The organism is Rhizobacter sp. P3_B12 (assembly GCF_056402895.1).
Window position 1 is genome coordinate 1 of record NZ_JBFUGN010000041.1, and the last position, 16,535, is coordinate 16,535.

Here is a 16,535-nt window from a genome sequence, read left to right on the forward strand (position 1 = left end):
CGCCAATGGGATGCGTTGGTCGAGTGGAACCCGCAGGTGCTCGAGTGCGAAACGTCCCACCAGGGTGGATTTTCCAGCTCCTCCGGGGCCAAAGATGCTCAGCGCGGGCCGTTGACCTTTTAGTACGTCAGGCGTAAGCGCCCCGCGAATCCGACGAACGTAGCTGGCAGGTGAGAGAACGCCGACGTGCTCACGCATCTCGTCGAGTTCGTTCTTGCGGCCCACGAATTGCTCGTCGGAGGCGAGCGTCAAGAACGGTGCCAAGTACCTGGCATATTCCAATCTCGCCGTTGCGCGCTTCAGTTCGTCGTTCAGCGGCCGTACCGGCAGCAACCATGTCATCAGCTGAACGACCATCTCCAAGTCCTGGTCATCGACCTCTTCGGAGCTCAGAAGCCTACCGAACAGCAGGTCCTCGTACAGGCGCTGGCCCGGTCCGTGCCTCTCGTGTGGATTCAGCTTGAGCGCAGCCTTGATCTGCGCCTGTGTCATGTCATTCAGCGCTTCAGCCCGCGCCTTGGGGTCAAGCACGTATGCGCCGGCGAACACGCTCGCCGGCGATTTCTTCAGTTCACGACCAAGAGTTCGAAGCGCAGACCGCTGTGGAACCGAACCGAATGGTTTCAGATCGTCGGGTTCACTCACGCTCGCAAGGACACAAGCGGCCGCCAGGTAAGCGTCGCGTTGCGACTGTGCGACCTCGGCGACCTTCGCGATGCGATCCAGCAGATCGCGCGCGGCTTGTTCGCCTTCTGTTGGTTTCGCCGTCACCGCTTCAACTCTCGAAGATGGCCACAAGGCGGCCGTTGAGGTGTTCAAGGCGCGTCCTGGGGTCCGCAGGCGCCTCCGCCAACAGCAGTTTCGCGAGTTCCTTCGCTGGTGCTGTCAGGACTGCGCCGCCCGCGGCGATCCTGCAGGCCTCCATGTCCGTGAGACAACGCTCCAAATCGGACTCCTGGAGAGCGGCGGGATCAGGCACGATTTCATCGCGCATGTCGGACGCTTGCACCCGCAATTTCTGGTGGTGGTTGATCAGCACGAGTCGGGCATGCCGACGTACAGCCAATCTGCAAATGTCTTTTGCGAGCCCCGCCGCAAACAGTTTGATTTCTTCGTTCACGTCCTCCAATCCGGCACCATCGATGACAAAGATCAAGGTCTGGTGCTGATTCGTTGCCCTGCTGAGCGTATGCCTGACCAATTGGCTCGCGTACGAACTGCCGGATCGCGGCGGCAGCGGTATTCCGCCTGGAACAATGGCGAGCAGGTCACCGACAAGGTCTTCGAGGGAATACACGGTCGCCTGGGAGGTCGGAATCTCGGCGGTCAACACGGTGATGTGCTGCGCGTACTCGTGCGCAATCTCCTCAAGTGCCCTTGCGGTGTATGTGCAGCCGCATCCTTGAGGTCCATTCACGCGAAGCACGGGCAGGTCCGTCGTGGTGATCAACCTTCTCACCAGCGGCCTAAACAGGGTGCGATCGAAGAATGGCACCTGATTGAGCCACGCCTTGTCGAAGACGGTTGAAGGAGGCATCTGTCTTGCATGCAGTCGGGCTATTGCCGCTTGCAGGATGGCGCTTTGCGCCACGACATTCACCTGCATAAGGATGGCTTCGATCCAACAAGTCGGCGTAGCGGCGAATTGGTCCGCGATGCAGACATTAAGAAGGTCCAGTGCGGCTTCCCGGACAGTTCGAGGCTCGATAGACAATTGGGGCAGCAGCCGTGCACGCTGGTCGGCGTCGGCGACGGCGGTGATGACAAATCCGCGCACGTCGCCGCGGTTGGCGAGCACGTCAACAATGGCGGCCTGGGCCGCCTTGTGTTCATCGGGTAAAAGCACGCACCCCCCTCCGCATGTCCCGCGTCAATCCAGCCAGATCGCTCGCAGCATTTCAGCCAGGGGGTCCCCGCCTCTGTGATCCGTTCGATCTTGACCGCCCGCTCCGAGGCCGCGTAGGCCACGAGATCCGTCGCTGTGACTTTCCACCCCTTATTGGGCGGTACGCTCGCAGCGAAACTCAATCCCCTAAATGATGTACGTGCAACCGACAGAGTGTCGGTGGCCCACGCTTCAGGCCAAGCCTCGCACGTGCCTTGCGACGCAACAACAGTCGTGGACGCGCTGACGAGATCGCCCAGCGCGAAAAAGACGCCCTCCCACTTCTTGTGCCAGTTGTTCCGCGGCCCACCCTGCAACGAGTTGCCGCCTATCGTTTCGGCGATTGGATCGAACTTCTCCCTGTTCGGATTGACCGGCCGGCCGTCACGCAGCAGCATAAATACCGCGCCGATGTGCAGTGGCTGGTGGACATCGCCCGCAAGGTGCGCAAGCAACCTTAGAGCTTCCCTCCTGCCGCAGAGTCGGGTTCGAGCGATCGTCACCAGTAAAAGCAGTCGTTCGTGGACACGTCACGGGTTTCCATACTGGGTTGACTGGCTAAGTGGGCTAAGCCGCGTTGATCGAGTTCGGTCATGTCCAGCCCGGCACAAGAGAAGCTCWAGACCGAAATCGTGAGACTCCCACATGACAGAGGGATGACGTGCGACGCCGCTACACTTCGACCAGCCGAAGAAACGACTTCGCCGGGTTTGCCGGCAGAATTGGATCGCACCATCAGCCCCTCTCTTGCGTCCCGACCATCGGCACGTGGTAGCTCTGACGTATGACCTCCGCAGTGCCGGGTGTCGTCGGCTGGAGCTCATTTCCGGGCTCCAATATTCTGACGACACTGTGGTTAGGCGCGTACGTCAACTCGATCCGGATACCTGCCAATTGCAAGCGGTCGATCCGTTTCTGCGTGGAAGCGGAGCGAACAGCTTGTCCAGAAACAAACCCGGTTTCAGCGCAGTCTTCACCAAGCGTTTGACATCAGCTGTCTTGGCTTGGTTGCCTTGCACGATGAGAACGCCGCCCCCCTGCGCCTCTACATCGGGGGGCGATCAAGTCGGATCGGGCTCCGGTGGCACTGAGCGCGCGGCAGCTCACCAGCGGCGTCCTCCGCCGAGGATCGTCTTGCCATTCGCCAGGCGGCGAACACTACCAGCGAGTGCGCCGCCTGGGGCGAGCCGATCCCCCTGACGCCAGCGAGTCGGCCCAAACTTGAACGTCCTCGTCCAATCGGGTCATCACATCGTTGAAGCCGCTCATGTCGGCGGCCAGCGCGACGCTGACAAAGCCGCGGCTACCCGCGGCGGCTGGAGGCAGCCGCCACACCTCGTAGCGCGTCACGCCGACTCGGGTGGTTGCCGGTGGCGTTCGGCGGGCGGCCACCCATTCGGCGAAGCCACTAGTGCGAGACATCATCGGGGCCACGCGAGCCAGCGCTTCAAAGTCTGTGGCGAAGGACACGTGTGAGATCGGCTTCAACGCGTCGAACACCCTCGGTATCAAATAGGTGCGAAGCACGTTGTCCAGGTCATGTGCCTGACCCTGTTCCACCGCAGGTGGCCTGATGACGACCTCAAGCGCTAGCGGTGTCAGAAGGGGCTCGAGGAGCCATGCGAAATCCCGTCGGARCGAAGCGAGCTTGTCATCGATTTCCGCCTTCCATTTCGCGGACGAGGCATTGACATGGGGCAGCTCGCTCAGCCGGATCCTGAGCGGGGACAGCGAGAACATTTGCTCCCACAGATCGGAGCCGGAAAATGGAGAATGTCTGCTGGCGGCGACGTCGTGCAGGCGGGACAGATCGCGAGTCTCGAGTCGAACGCGGGAGAACAGCGTCTCCTGAGCCCGCTGGCGCGCGCTTCTGAGCCACGCCTCGTAGGGTTCTTGGCCCATCATGGCGATGTACCGCTTCGGGTCTCGGCGAAGGTCGTTGAAGTGATCCAGACTGGCTTCGTAGTCCAGCTCGTCGCGCAGGCGATGCTCATCATCTCTCGTCGTTTGAACCTCGGCGCCGATGTCGAGGTCCTCCAGCAGATCGGTCAGCGGTCGGACCTCACCCCAGACCTGAGGCGTGGGCTCTCCATGAGAACATGAGACGGACAGCGCATGCACCTGACGGTCGTCGGCATACAAGAGGCCGCGACGCCGACTGCCCAGATCGACAAGGGGCTTGCCGAACAGATCCAGGTAGTTCTTCGCGATGTGATGCGAGTGGGTCGGCGTGCGTTCGCTTGTCTGCACTCGGAGCTTCAAAGCGATGGGGCCGCGAAATGCTCGTCGGCGCTGGTTGAGCATGCTCTTCAGGAGCTCTCCCTGGATGGCCAGCTTGTCGCTGGGCTTCATGGAGTGCTTCGCACGGGGCTCGATGCCGAGGATCGAGAAGTACAGGCGATTGCTCCGGCGTTTGCGATAGCGGGCCAGCTGGCCCTCCGGTGTGTCGAGGTAGTGATCGCTACCGTACGCTGCCATGTGTTTTCCTTCCCTGGACCGACTGTGACACGACGCGTATCCGGCGGTCCGCCGTCGCCAATGTCCGGAGCTCACGTAACTCGTCCTCGATGTCTTGCGCGCTGCGCCGGCCTCCATCGATACGGGGCAACCCCACAGAGACCAGTCTCTCAGTCGCATCTATTTCAGTGTTGTCGCATTAATTATCGATCCGCATACCACGGAAGACAAGGAAGGTCGCATGACGGAATACGAAGCCTAGGGAACCGCTGATTTATTCGGGCAGATCTCGATGGCCGAACGAGGCGTGGACAGCGAGGATGGTTGCATGAAACAGACGAGCTTTGCGAGCCTGGAGTACGCGGGCAAGAAGCGCCAGACGAGGCGCGAGAAGTTCCTGGGCGAGATGGAGCGCGTGGTGCCGTGGTCGGCGCTGTGCGGCTTGATCGAGCCGCACTATCCGCGCAGCGGCCGCGTCGGTCGCCCACCGATCGGCGTGGAGCGGATGCTGCGGATGTACTTCCTGCAGCAGTGGTACAGCCTGAGCGACGAGGGGCTGGAGGACGCGCTGTACGACAGCCAGGCGATGCGCGAGTTCGTGGGCGTGGACTTGGCACGCGAGCAGGTGCCAGACGCGACCACGCTGCTGAAGTTCCGCAGGCTGCTGGAACAGCACGAGCTGACGAAGGCGATCTTCGAGAAGGTCAACGCGCACCTGGGCGAGCGCGGGTTGCTGATGCGCGAGGGGACGCTGGTGGACGCGACGATCATCGCGGCGCCGAGCTCGACGAAGAACCAGGAGGGTGAGCGCGACCCCGAGATGCACCAGGCCAAGAAGGGCCAGCAGTACTACTTCGGCATGAAGGCGCACATCGGCGTGGATGCCGACTCGGGCTTGGTGCACAGCGTGCACGTGACCTCGGCCAATGAGAGCGACGTGGCCAACACGCATGCGCTGCTGCACGGCCAGGAGCGCCGCGTGCACGGCGACTCGGGCTACACGGGCGTGGCCAAGCGAGAAGAGATCGTCGAGGCGCAGGCTGAAGGGCGCATCCACGATGACATCGCCTGGCTGATCGCGGCCAAGCGCGGCACGATCGCCGCGATGGCCGACGGCGTGCACAAGCGCCTGGCGGAGTTGGTCGAACACAAGAAGGCGCAGATCCGGGCGCGGGTGGAGCACCCGTTCCACATCATCAAGAACCTGTTCGGCCACAAGAAGGTCAGCTATCGCGGGCTGGCCAAGAACGGGGCGCGCATGTACAGCCTGTTCGCGCTGGCCAACCTCATGATCGCCAAGAGGCCGCTGCTCAGGCCTGCAGGGGTCAGTGCGCCCTGAAGGTTAAGACGAGCTCGCCAATCATTCGAAATCCACGCAAACGTGCGCTCGCCGCGGTGCAATGCATTCGCAGAGAAGCTGTCGGCTCCAGACATTGAATTGATCAGCTCATCCCTAGAGCGATGCGCGGCATCTCTTGGAGGATTGACATCGGGCTGGACAATCTTCGCACAATGGCGGCACTGACAATCCATCTGAAGAGAGCCGTCACATGCATACAGATGAGAGTCGCGCCGAAGCGCTACGCCAACGTCTTGAGCAGGCTCAACGCGAACGCGACCGTGATCCGGTCGGGTACGAACGGCGCGAAAGGGCCCGCGCTCGTCAGACGAATGTCGCGCTAACCATCTGCACCGCCGTTGGCGTGCTCGTTGTATTTTTCGTCGTGTTCCCGCACGCTAAGGATTTCGCCGGCTACGTCAGCGAGCCCGGCAAGTCTTGGCGCCTGCCCGTGTATTTCTTCTTCGGTGGGGTGGCCGCGTATTTTGTGAAGAGCTACAGCTTGGTTGTCTTCGGCACAACCGAGATCGTCTGTGGCTGCGCATCGGCATACCTCTCCGTGCAGAAGATCGCGACGGGTGCGGAGAGCGGGTGGGCGGCGTGGGCACTGCTGCTAGGCCTGCTCTACCTCGTTGCCAAAGGGATCGAGAACCTTGACAAAGGATTCAAAGAGCCGTTCAAGCACGTCGTCGAAGAACTGCGAGAGTTGTTGCGAGGCAAGGCAGCTGAGAAAGCTGAGGACGTATGACGCGGTTGCTCTCGCTACCCACGAATTACCACCTCCGCAAACAGGAGAGGCATCTGCCTTCAACCCCGCGTCGGTCTAAGGTTAGGTGATAGTCCCGCGGCGCATAGCCGACGACAACGTGAATGAACGCGCGTCCGGTGCCATTAGTCGATGGAGAAGCTTCAGTCGCATTAATTGCGTTGTGGTCGCATCTATTCTTGAATCCGACAAGTTTCTTCGAACGACACCATCGGCAATCGCCTCACTTCTGATGCATCCAAGGATGGGCACCGGCGAGGGGGTCCTTGGAGGCCCAGCGATCGGTCGAGTCACCAGCACATCCAGCTTCGGCGATTAACACTCCGGGGTCTTACGTGAGTCAGTTTTGGATGAGCATCCCCGAGCGGTTCACAGCAGAGCCAAACATCCAGAGGGCCGCTTTGCAGCGGTTGCGGCCGGTCGACAGTGAAGCGCTAACTTCCGCTTACGGCGGTGTTGCAGCCGTTGCGAGGCGGCGCTGGCGCCCCGCCATTGTTGATCTTGAAAACTGTTCTCATGGGGGGTTGATTTGCTTCAAGTGTTGATGCGGTAGACCTCGCCTTGGGTCGAGGCCACCCACAGCGCCCCGTCAGCCGCGAAAGACAGGCCCGATATTTCGTTCTGGTTGAGGTTTTGCGTGCTCGCGTCAAGGCGCCGTAGCTCAGTGAGCTGGCCGGTGCCGTCGATGCGCAACTCCACCAGCAGCGCGCCGCTGCTGACCGAGCCAAACCACAGGTGGCCGGTGGCAGGCGCGATGGCCAGGCCGGCGCCCGTCTGCACGCCAAACGGCGCGGTCACTGCGGCAAGCTGCGCGCCGCTGGCCGCGCTCAGCTCGATGATGCGGTTGGCCGGGCCATTGCTTTCGGTCAGGTAGATATGGCCATTGGCCGGGTTGAAGGCGGCGCCGGTGAGCCGGTAGGTCGCATCGAGATTCAGGGTTGCAATCACCGCGCCGCTGCCGGTATCGACGGCAAGCACGCGGTCGTTGCCGCTCACGCTGCCGTTGAACACCAGCAAACTGCCCGCGGGCACGGTGCTGCTGCCCAGGGTCATGGCGGCCGTCAGCACGTGCAGGCCGATGTTGTTGAAGACGATGATCGAGCCGAAGGCGGCACTCAAGGTCAGGGTTTGCACGGTCTGGCCGGTGGCCGGGTCGATGCGCAGCAAATGAGCCGGGCTGGCCTGGTCGCTAACCCACAAATGGCCGCTCACTGGGTCGACTGCCACATCCCCCAAGCTGCTGTTGCCGATCGGCACGTTCACGCGCACCGTGTTCAGGGCCAGCGTCGCGCTGCGGCCGCCGGCCGTGCTCACGCTCACCGGGCCCAGGCCGTGTGACGGCAGCGCGACGCGGTCGATGCTGGCGCTGGTGTTGTTCGTCACCTCGATATGGACGCTCGGGTCGAACGGTGTGTCGTTGGCACTGGCGCCTGCAAACTGGTAGCTGGCGTTGCCCTCAACAAAACCAGTCCCCGTCACGATGATGCGGCTTTGAATGTCCACGCTGGTGAGCGTGGGCACGATTTGCAGCAAGGGCTGGCTGGCCGAGCCGAACACCTGCACGCCGAAGGCGCCGTTCAATTGCGCGGGCAGCGTCAGGTTGGCGCTGCTGCCGTTTGCGACGGCGGACGATGGGCTGAGCTTCACCATGCCCAGGCTGCCATTGCCGTCGATGAAGCGCAGCAGCACGTCGGTGGCGGTGCTCAAGCCCTGGCCGCTCAGGCTGACGGCTTGCCCGGCATGGGCCGATGCCTGCACCGGGTCGGCCGGTGTGCCGGTCGGGGCGGCCGCGTTCACGCTGGCCACGTTGACACTGAAGGGCGTGCTCGTGCCGCCGATGGTCTTGACGCTGATCGGGCCAAAGGCGGCGTCGCTCAGCGGCAGCACCACGCGCGTGAAGCGGCCCAGGTTCTCGGGGCCGGCAGTGCGGGTGCGGTCCAGCAGCTTGAGCGTACCGAAGCGGTACTCGGTGTCAGCCGCTTCCAGTATGCCGGTACCTTCCAGCAGCACCGATGCCGACTTGCCGTCTGTCGACACCGATTCGACCTGCAGGTCGATCACCGTTGGCACGATTTGCAGCAGCAGGCCGCTGGTGTCGCGCTCCAGCCGCACATTGCCGGTGTGGGCGCTGGTGGGCACGATGGCGGTGAGCGTCTGGTCGGTAAGGCTCACCGTGGTGGTGACGGTCAGTTCGGACAGGTTGCCGAAACTGCTCAAGGTCGTGAACACCAGCCGGTCATTGGCCACCAGCCCGCTGCCCGCTACCGTGATGCTCTGCCCGGTGTTGGCCGAAGACAGTGCCGCCAGCGCCGCGCTGCCGCTGGCGGCTGTGGCATTGATGGCCGTCACGTGGCGCGAGGCGGCGCTCAAGCTGCTGCTGCCCCCGCTGCTGGACACGACGACCACGCCCGCACCGACGCCGGCCGGCACGGTCAAGCTCAAGAGCTGCTGCACTTGCTTGCTGGCGGACGAGTCGAAGATGCCGTCAACGATGGTGCGCACGGTGAAGCCTGTCACCGCGCGCCCGTCTATCGTGACGCTCAGGTCCGGCGCGTTGAAGCCCGAGCCTTCGAGCACGATCGCCTGGCCAGACGCCACCTGGCCGCCGATGCCGCGCAGCACCGGCACGATTTGCAGCGGCAGGCTCACGCCGCTGCCCAGGATTGTTACCAGGCCGCTGCGCACCAGCGACGGCACGCCCACAGTCAAGGTCTTGCCATCGGCGCTGGCAATGCCGCTCAAGGTCACGGTGCCCAGCGTGCCGCTGTCGTCCCGCGCCTGGAACTGCACCAAGGTGTTGATGGTGGCCAAGCCCTGGCCGTGCAGCGCAATCGCCTGGCCATTCACGGCCGAGGGCGCATTGGCGTTGGCGGGGGTGCCGGCGCTGGCTGTGGCGGTCATGGCGGTGAAGCCGACGATCGGCTGGGGCGCGATCGGGGCGCCGGCGATTTCGGCCGAGCCGCCTTCGGTCGTGATGCGGATCGGGCCGTCCAAGGTGCGCGGTGCCACCACGTCGAGGGTGTCATTGCGCGGGCCAGTCACGTCCAGCGGCGACAGCACGCTGTCGGCATCGACCAAGTCAATGCCGCCGATGCGCACCGTCAAAGCACCTTCCATGAAGCCCGAGCCGCGCAGCCTGAACAAATCATCGGCGCCGGGGCGGCCAATCTCGACGCCGCTCAGGGTCGGCACGATTTGCAGGCGGATGCCGCCGGCTTGGCCGTCGAGTTTGACGTCGCCGCTCGCGGCCGTGTCGGGCACCAGCACTTGCAGCCGCGTGCCGCTGGCGTTGACGATCAGCGGCGTCTGCACCGCCACGTCGGTGCTGCCGTCGTTGCCGCGGGTGTTGAACAGCACGCGCGTGGCGGCCGTGAAGTGGGCGCCGATCAGCTCGATCACCTGGCCCACGTTGGCCGAGGCCTGGGTGCCGTTGGCCGGCACGCCGTCGCGCGCGCCGGCAACGATCTGGCTCAAGCTCGCCGGGGGCGCTGCCGCTGCGTGGATGTCGATGCGGTACAGCTCGGCTTGAGTGGACGCGACCCACAGCGCGCCGTCGGGCGCGAAGGACAGGCCCGAAACTTCGTTCTGGTTGAGGTTTTGTGCGCTCGCGTCCAGGCGCCGCAGTTCGCTGAGCTGGCCGGTGCCGTCGATGCGGTATTCGACCAGCAGCGACCCGCCGTTGGCCGTGCCCAGCCACAGGTGGCCGCTGCTCGGGTCAATGGCCAGGCCGGCAGCGTTGAGCACGCTGAAGGGCGCGGTGATGGCGGCCAGCTGCGCGCCGCTGGCCGCACTCAGCTCGATGATGCGGTTGCCCGGGCCACCGGTCTCGGTCAGGTAGATGTGCCCATTGGCCGGGTTGAAGACAGCGCCATTGAGCCCATAGCGAGCGTCCAAGGCGAGGCTCGTGATGACCGCACCGCTGGCCGGATCGACCGCCACAACGCGATCCGGCCCGCCGATGTTGCCGTTGAATACCAGCAAGCTGCCCGCAGGCACGTTGCCGCTGCCCAGCAGCATCGGCGCGGCCAATTGCTGCAGGCCGATGTTGTTGAACGGGTTGATCGAGCCGAAGGCCGGCGTCAGCGTGATGGTTTGCAATACCTGGCCGGTGGCTGGGTCCAGGCGCAGCAAATGCGCCGGGCTGGCTTGGTCGCTGACCCACAGCTGGGCGCTGGCAGGGTCCACCGCCACGTCGCCGATGCCGGCACCCGGCGGCAGGTTCACGCGCAGCGTGTTCAGCGCAAACGCGGCGCTGCTGCCGGCCGCGGTGGTCACGCTCACATTGCCCAGGCCGTGCGCAGGCAAGGCAGTGCGGTCGATATTGACCAGGCGGTTTTGATCCACGCCGTCATTGAACACGTCGATGTGGTTGCCGGCATCAAGCGAGCTGTCGCTGACGGTGGCGCCGGCAAAGCTGTAGCTGGCATTGCCTTCAACAAAACCCGAGCCCAGCAGCACTGTGCGGCTTTGAATGTCCGCGCCGCTGAGTGTGGGCACGATTTGCAGCAGCGGCTGGTTCGCAGATCCAAAGATCTGCAGCGCCACCACGCCGTTGGCAAACGCGGGCACGACGAGGCTCGCGCGGCTGCCGTCCAGGCTGGCCGCCACCGGGCTGAGCCGCACGGTGCTGGGCGCGCCGTTGATGTCGGTAAAGCGCAGCAGCACATCGGTGTTGGTGTTCAAGCCCTGGCCGACCAAGGTGATGGCCTGGCCCGCGTTGGCCGAAGCCAGCGCCGGGCCGGCCGGCGTGCCCGACAACGCGCTGGCCTCCAGACCTGTCAGGTTGACGCTGAAGGGCGCGCTGCTTCCCCCGGCCGTCGTGACGTTGACCGGGCCGAACGCAGCGGCGCTCAGCGGCACAGTCAGGCGCGCCGTGCCGTCGCTTTGCACGTCAGGCCCGGCGCTGGTGCTCGTGTCCACCACGCTGGTGGCGCCAAAGCGGTACTCGGTGTTGGCGCCTTCAACGAAGCCGCTGCCGCTGACCAGCACTTGGGCGCTCGTGCCGTCGGCCGCCACCGACACCACTTGCACGTCRCGCACCGTGGGCACGATTTGCAGCGGGAAAGTGCCGTCGTCGAAATGGGTGATGACGCTGCCGACTTGTTTGAACACCTCCGCGTCGCCGGTGAGCGCGTTCAGCGGCACATTGAAGAAGGCGATGCGGGCCGCAGCGTCGTTGCGAAACACATTCACAACCAGGTTGCTGACTGTGCCGGCGGCATCGACGGTCTTGAAGGACATGCGCGCCGTGTCCGGATCAAAAGGCACGACCACGCCGATCTGCTGGCCCGGGTTGGCCGACGGGGCGTTTGCAATTGCGGCGCTGCCGCTGAGCGCCCGCACCGTGTTGGCCGGCAGCACGGTGAAGTGGCGCACGATGGGCGCGGCCAGCACATTCCCTGCCAGGTCGGCGATTTGCGCCGCGTCCACGCGCAGCTCGTAGCTGCCGGGCGCCAGCAAGCCGGAGAGCAGCAGCGAAATGAGCTGGCCGTGCTTGCGCGTGTCCTGGCCCAACGGCACGGGTTCATCGTCGGGCGTGCCGAAGCTGCCGTCCGCGCCCGCGCGCACCAGGGTGGCCGCGCTGGGCGTGAGGCGCTGCAGGTCCAGCGGTTCATCGAACAGCAAGTCGATAGAGCGCACGAAGAAGCGCCGCGCGCCTTCATCGACGCTGGCCGAGAGCAGTTGCGGCGCCAAGGTGTCGGGCACCACGTCCAGGGCGAGCTGTTCGGACAAGCTCACGTTGCCGCCGGTGTCGGCGGCGCGCACTTGCAGCGTCAGGTGCTTGCCGGCCAGCGCAATGGCCGGCGCCTGGGCCGTGAACTCGAACGGGAAGGCCACGGCCACCGAAGCGACCTGGCCATTCACCAGCAGCTCGACGCTGCGCACCTGCACATCGTCGCTGATGTTGCCCAGGACGCGCACGACGCGGCCCTCCTGCACCTGCACACCGGGSTGGTTGGCATCAACATCGACCGCTTCGAGCGTGATGGCTGCCTGCGGCGCCACGCCCTGCACATCGGCGCCCAGGTAGTTGACGACTTGCAGCCCGCCGCTGCCATCGGCCACAAACGCCAGGCCGCCGGCCAGGGCCAGGTCTTTGGGCATTTGCGGCAGGTTGATGCGCGTCACCAGGTTGCCGGTGTTGGCCGGATCGGCGGTGCTGAATACATCGAGCGAGCGAAACGCCGCCACGATCGAATCATTGCCGCCCACCGCCAGCGCGAGGCCCGAGCCATTGAGCGCGATCGCGCTGCCCGCCACGACGGTGTTGTCGGGGCCCGAGAGCAGCACCGGCAGGCTGGGGTTGGAGACATCGACGGTGGAAAAGCCCCCGCCGACCACGCCATTGCCCGCGCCGACATAGGCGACGCTGTTGCCGACAAAGAGCTGGCCGCCTGCGGCCGGCAGTGTCAACGCGCCCAGCGCCGCCAAGCTCGCGTTGGCGATATTGAGGGTGCGCAGCACGCCGGCCGCATCGACCGTGCAGGCGGTGCTGCCGAACACGGCGATGTCCAGCAAGGTGCTGCCGGCCAAGTCCAAGCTGCTGACCCGCTCGCCGGTGTTGATGTCCACACTGTGTACGCTGGCGCCGGCCGTGACATAGGCGATGCCGTCGCTGAGCTTGACGCGGTTGACGCTGCTGCCAAAGGGCACCGTCTGCACGCGCAGCGGCGCAGCGGGAATGGCAATGTCAACAATGTGCAGTCCGGCCTCATTGCCGGCCACGGCGGCCAGGCCGCGCGCTGCATCGACCGCGACATCGGTGTTGTTGCCGGGCAGCTTCAGTTGCGACAGTATTTTCAACGTGCTGAACTGCGAGGCATCGACCACGGCCAGGCCGTAGGTGCCGGTGGCCAGCAGCGCCGTCAGCGCCGCCTTGCCGTCAATCGAGCCGAACACCGCCACGGCCTCGGCCGTGCCCAGCAGCGCGGTGCTACTCGCCACGCCGGTGGGGATACGCAGGGCGCCCAGCGGGTCGCCGCCTTGCTTGACTTCGGTGAAGTCATCCACGCCGTCGCCGTCGCTGTCGCGCCGGATTGCACTGGAGCCGATGGCGAATTCCACATCGTCGGGCAGGCCGTCGTAGTCGCTGTCTTTTTCGGTGCTGGCCAGGAACACCATTGACGAGGTCAAGTCGGTGCCCTTGCCGCCAATCGCGGTGCGGCCGTAGCCGTGCGCCACCAGCCCGGTGGCCGGGTCGAAGCCGACCACGTGGTAGGGCGTGCTCGCGGCCAGGAAGAAGTTGAAGTAACCGTTGTCGTCGCTGATCGCGCGCAGCGGCGGCACCTCGGGCTGCTCGGGGTTTTGCAGCGCGAAATAGTTCTTGCCCCACTGAACCGTGGGCAGCGCGGCCAGGCCGGTGCCGACCACGCCCAGGCGCAGTTTGGTTTGCAGCGGGTCGTTGGCGCTCAGCTCGATCAACCCGCGTTGCAGGCCCAGATGGTCGGGCGCGAAGCGCGCGCCAAAGCTCAGGTGCTCACCGGTTGCCAAGCTGATCGGATGGATCGCCAAGTCGGCCGGCAGGCCCAGCAGCGAAAAACTCTCGGCGCCTTCGGTCAGCACCGCACCCGAGATCACGAGCGGCTGCAAGCCGGTGTTGGTGAGCGTGAAGATCTCGTCGCGCTGCACCGCGGGAGCACCCGGCCGCAAGCCGCCCAGGTTGTTGTTGCCCAAGGCGACGCTGGCGGTGGGCGCCACGCGCAAGCCCGTGCCTTGCAGCTTCAACACGAAGTGCGGCACGGTGCCGGCGTTGGAGTCAATCGTCAGACTGTCTTGCGCGTCGCCTTCTTTCGTCGGGTCGAAACGCAAGTTCACACTGATCCGGTCTTTGGGCGCTATCGACGTGCCGGCCGGCGGCGGATTGATGAGCGCAAAGCCCTTGCCACCGCCGAGCTGCAGCGCATTGATCAGCAGCGGCGCCACGCCGCCGTTGACGATCTGAATCGCCACCTCGCTGTGCGTGTCGGCGCTGCTGTCGGCCGCCACGGAGTCGAATGGCAGGGTATCCAAGCTCAGACCGAAATAATCGATGGCACCGGTGCTGAGCGTGATCTCGGGCGTCGTCAGCGGCACCGCTTCAACATCGCGATAGCCATTTTTGTCGCCGAGATGACCGGGGTGGCGGTCGTTCTGAAGATTGAAGTGATCGCGCCAGAACTTCAAGGTGTCCAGCATGGCCGCACCGCCATCGGGGGCGATGCCCACGGCCGATTTGAGCAAATTTGTGATCGGGTATTTGAAGMATTGATTGCCGTCAGCATCGCCGCCAGCATTCATGATGTCGCCATAGGGCGTGGCGTCGGCGTTGGCGCGAATTCCGGCTGTGCCGCCGATATCGCGTGCATCCCGAAAACCCGACAGATAGCCTTCGTTCAGGCCCAGGTGGTGGCCGAATTCATGGCTGAGCGAGTCGGCAACCAGTTGCGTTAGTTTGACATTGGGATTGGTGTGCCGGGTCGACAGACCCACCGCCATCTTGGTGGTGCCCGACAGCGAGATGTTCAGGAACTCCGACAAGGCCCAGATCTGCGCAGAATCGGAAATCGGTTTGGTGAAGCGGTTGCCGGTGGCCGGATCGACACGCCCTTGGGTGCCGATGTCATTGCGCATGTCGGCAATCGAATAGTCGGCCTTGTTCGACAGCCCGAACACCTGGCTGCCGTCGGCCGGGTCGATCTGGTCGCCCCACGAGGTGCTCACGTCGGCCCCGGTATTGGAGGCCTGGAAGGTGATCGCATCGCCCACGGCGGGCGTGAAGTTGGCTCGGACCTCGGTCAGCAGCAAGCTGGACTCATTGCTCAGCCGCGTATCCAGCGCAGCGAGCTGCGCGGCGTCGAAGTCGTCGTCCGTCGAGCCGGCAATGCCGTCGGGGCCAGGCTTACGGTCGGCCGGCATGAAGCCCGCATACTCGGCCTTGAATTGCGCCGACACGGGGATGTAGTCAATATTCAACCTAGCACCCGCGGCGAGGACAAAGATCGACCCACCGCCGTTGGTCGGCGCGGGCGTGATCACACCCTCATGGCCTTTGAACGCATAGACGACCTGCGGATTCACCGCCGTGCCGTCGGCGCTGATTTGGAACGCCGTTTTCAATGACAGCAGCAAGCGTTTGAGTTCGGCCCGGTAGCCTGCCTGGTCGACGCTGAAAAGCGGCCTGGAGCGGCTGGCACCGGTCGCGTCCAGCAAGCCCACTTGGCCAGCCAGCGGCAGTTTTGGGTCGTTGACCTTGATCACCAGTTCGCGCAAAAACAGGTTGGCGACCTCGGGGTCGAACTTCCAAGTCACCGTGGACTCGTCCGAGGTGGCGCCGTCAACAAAAAACGGTTTCACGGTGCTGAAATCGGTGCTCACGGTCGCCGGCAAATGCACCTGGACTTCCTTGGTGCGCACGAAGTTGCCGGCACCATCGTTCAAGGTCTTGATGAAGGCCGCCGTCTTGCCGGTTTTGTTCTGCGATTTGTCGGCATCGATCACATCGACCCAGCGGTACTGGTAGTAGGTGAAAACGTCGCGCGTGCGCAGCAGCTCGCCGGCTTTTTGCTGGATCACGGTGATGGTGATCTTGGCGCCGAACAATTGGTCGGCCGTGAGCTGCTGGAACTTCGGCGAGCGGAACATTTCGTCATAGCTCTTGGCCTGGAAGCCGAACAGCTTGCTTTCGCCGCTGCCCGGCGCCAAGGTGAACGTGCTGCTGATCGGCTGCAGCGCAATCGGGTTGGTGAGCGCCTTGGCGAAGCGGTCCAGCGGCCCGTCGATGTCGATGCTCACGTTGACGAAGGGCTGCAACAGGCCGCCGGGCGCGCTGGGGTGCTGGGGCACGTCGCAGCCGGGGGGCGGGGGCGGGCTCGGTGGTGCGTTGGGGTCGGCCGGCGGCGCGGTCCAGAACCATTCCGGGCGCGTCACGCCGCCCATGCCGCCGTCGCCGGTGGCAAAGGTCAGCGCGATAGGGTCGTGGATGGTCACGGTTTCAATCACATCCAGCGCCTGCGCCGCGTGTTGCAGGCCGGCGGCCCCGGCAGGCGGGACCGGGCCGGGCGGCTGGCCGCCCGAGCCGCCGCAGCCGCCGGGTGGGGTCAGCCCATGCC

7 protein-coding genes are annotated in these 16,535 nt (G+C 64.6%); 3 read left to right on the top strand and 4 right to left on the bottom strand.

What is annotated here, in order from left to right:
* On the bottom strand, window positions 1–819 hold an 819-nt coding region (locus AC1D01_RS04405; protein WP_477864862.1), incomplete at its 3' end, for a hypothetical protein.
* A complete protein-coding gene (locus AC1D01_RS04410) occupies window positions 776–1,846 on the bottom strand; it encodes a hypothetical protein (protein WP_477864863.1) in 1,071 nt (356 codons plus the stop codon). The genes AC1D01_RS04410 and AC1D01_RS04405, both read right to left, overlap by 44 nt.
* Window positions 1,847–2,100: 254 nt before the next feature.
* Between AC1D01_RS04410 and AC1D01_RS04415 the strand changes: the two genes are divergently transcribed.
* Entirely contained in the window at window positions 2,101–2,346 is a 246-nt protein-coding gene (locus tag AC1D01_RS04415) for a hypothetical protein (protein WP_477864864.1), read from the top strand.
* A gap of 697 nt (window positions 2,347–3,043) precedes the next feature.
* Here AC1D01_RS04415 and AC1D01_RS04420 read toward each other — a convergent pair.
* Complete coding sequence (locus tag AC1D01_RS04420) at window positions 3,044–4,363, bottom strand: hypothetical protein (protein ID WP_477864865.1); 1,320 nt, start codon at window positions 4,361–4,363, stop codon at window positions 3,044–3,046.
* A 307-nt stretch (window positions 4,364–4,670) separates the two neighbouring features.
* On the opposite strand from AC1D01_RS04420, the gene AC1D01_RS04425 reads away from it, so the two are divergent.
* Both AC1D01_RS04425 and AC1D01_RS04430 read left to right on the top strand, forming a co-directional pair.
* Window positions 4,671–5,681, top strand: a complete 1,011-nt coding sequence (locus AC1D01_RS04425) for an IS5 family transposase (protein ID WP_477864866.1) — start codon at window positions 4,671–4,673, stop codon at window positions 5,679–5,681.
* 211 nt (window positions 5,682–5,892) lie between these two features.
* Window positions 5,893–6,429, top strand: coding sequence for a hypothetical protein (locus AC1D01_RS04430; RefSeq protein WP_477864867.1), 537 nt, complete (start codon window positions 5,893–5,895; stop codon window positions 6,427–6,429).
* A 552-nt stretch (window positions 6,430–6,981) separates the two neighbouring features.
* Here AC1D01_RS04430 and AC1D01_RS04435 read toward each other — a convergent pair.
* The gene (locus tag AC1D01_RS04435) at window positions 6,982–16,413 is read right to left on the bottom strand and encodes a hypothetical protein (RefSeq protein WP_477864868.1); all 9,432 of its coding nucleotides are present in this window, start codon (window positions 16,411–16,413) and stop codon (window positions 6,982–6,984) included.
* Window positions 16,414–16,535 lie beyond the last annotated feature (122 nt).

What these genes read in the sequence shown, in the direction of transcription:
- AC1D01_RS04425 (WP_477864866.1), top strand. Translation starts at nt 4,671, where the DNA reads ATGAAACAGACGAGCTTTGCGAGCCTGGAGTACGCGGGCAAGAAGCGC.
- AC1D01_RS04430 (WP_477864867.1), top strand. Translation starts at nt 5,893, where the DNA reads ATGCATACAGATGAGAGTCGCGCCGAAGCGCTACGCCAACGTCTTGAG.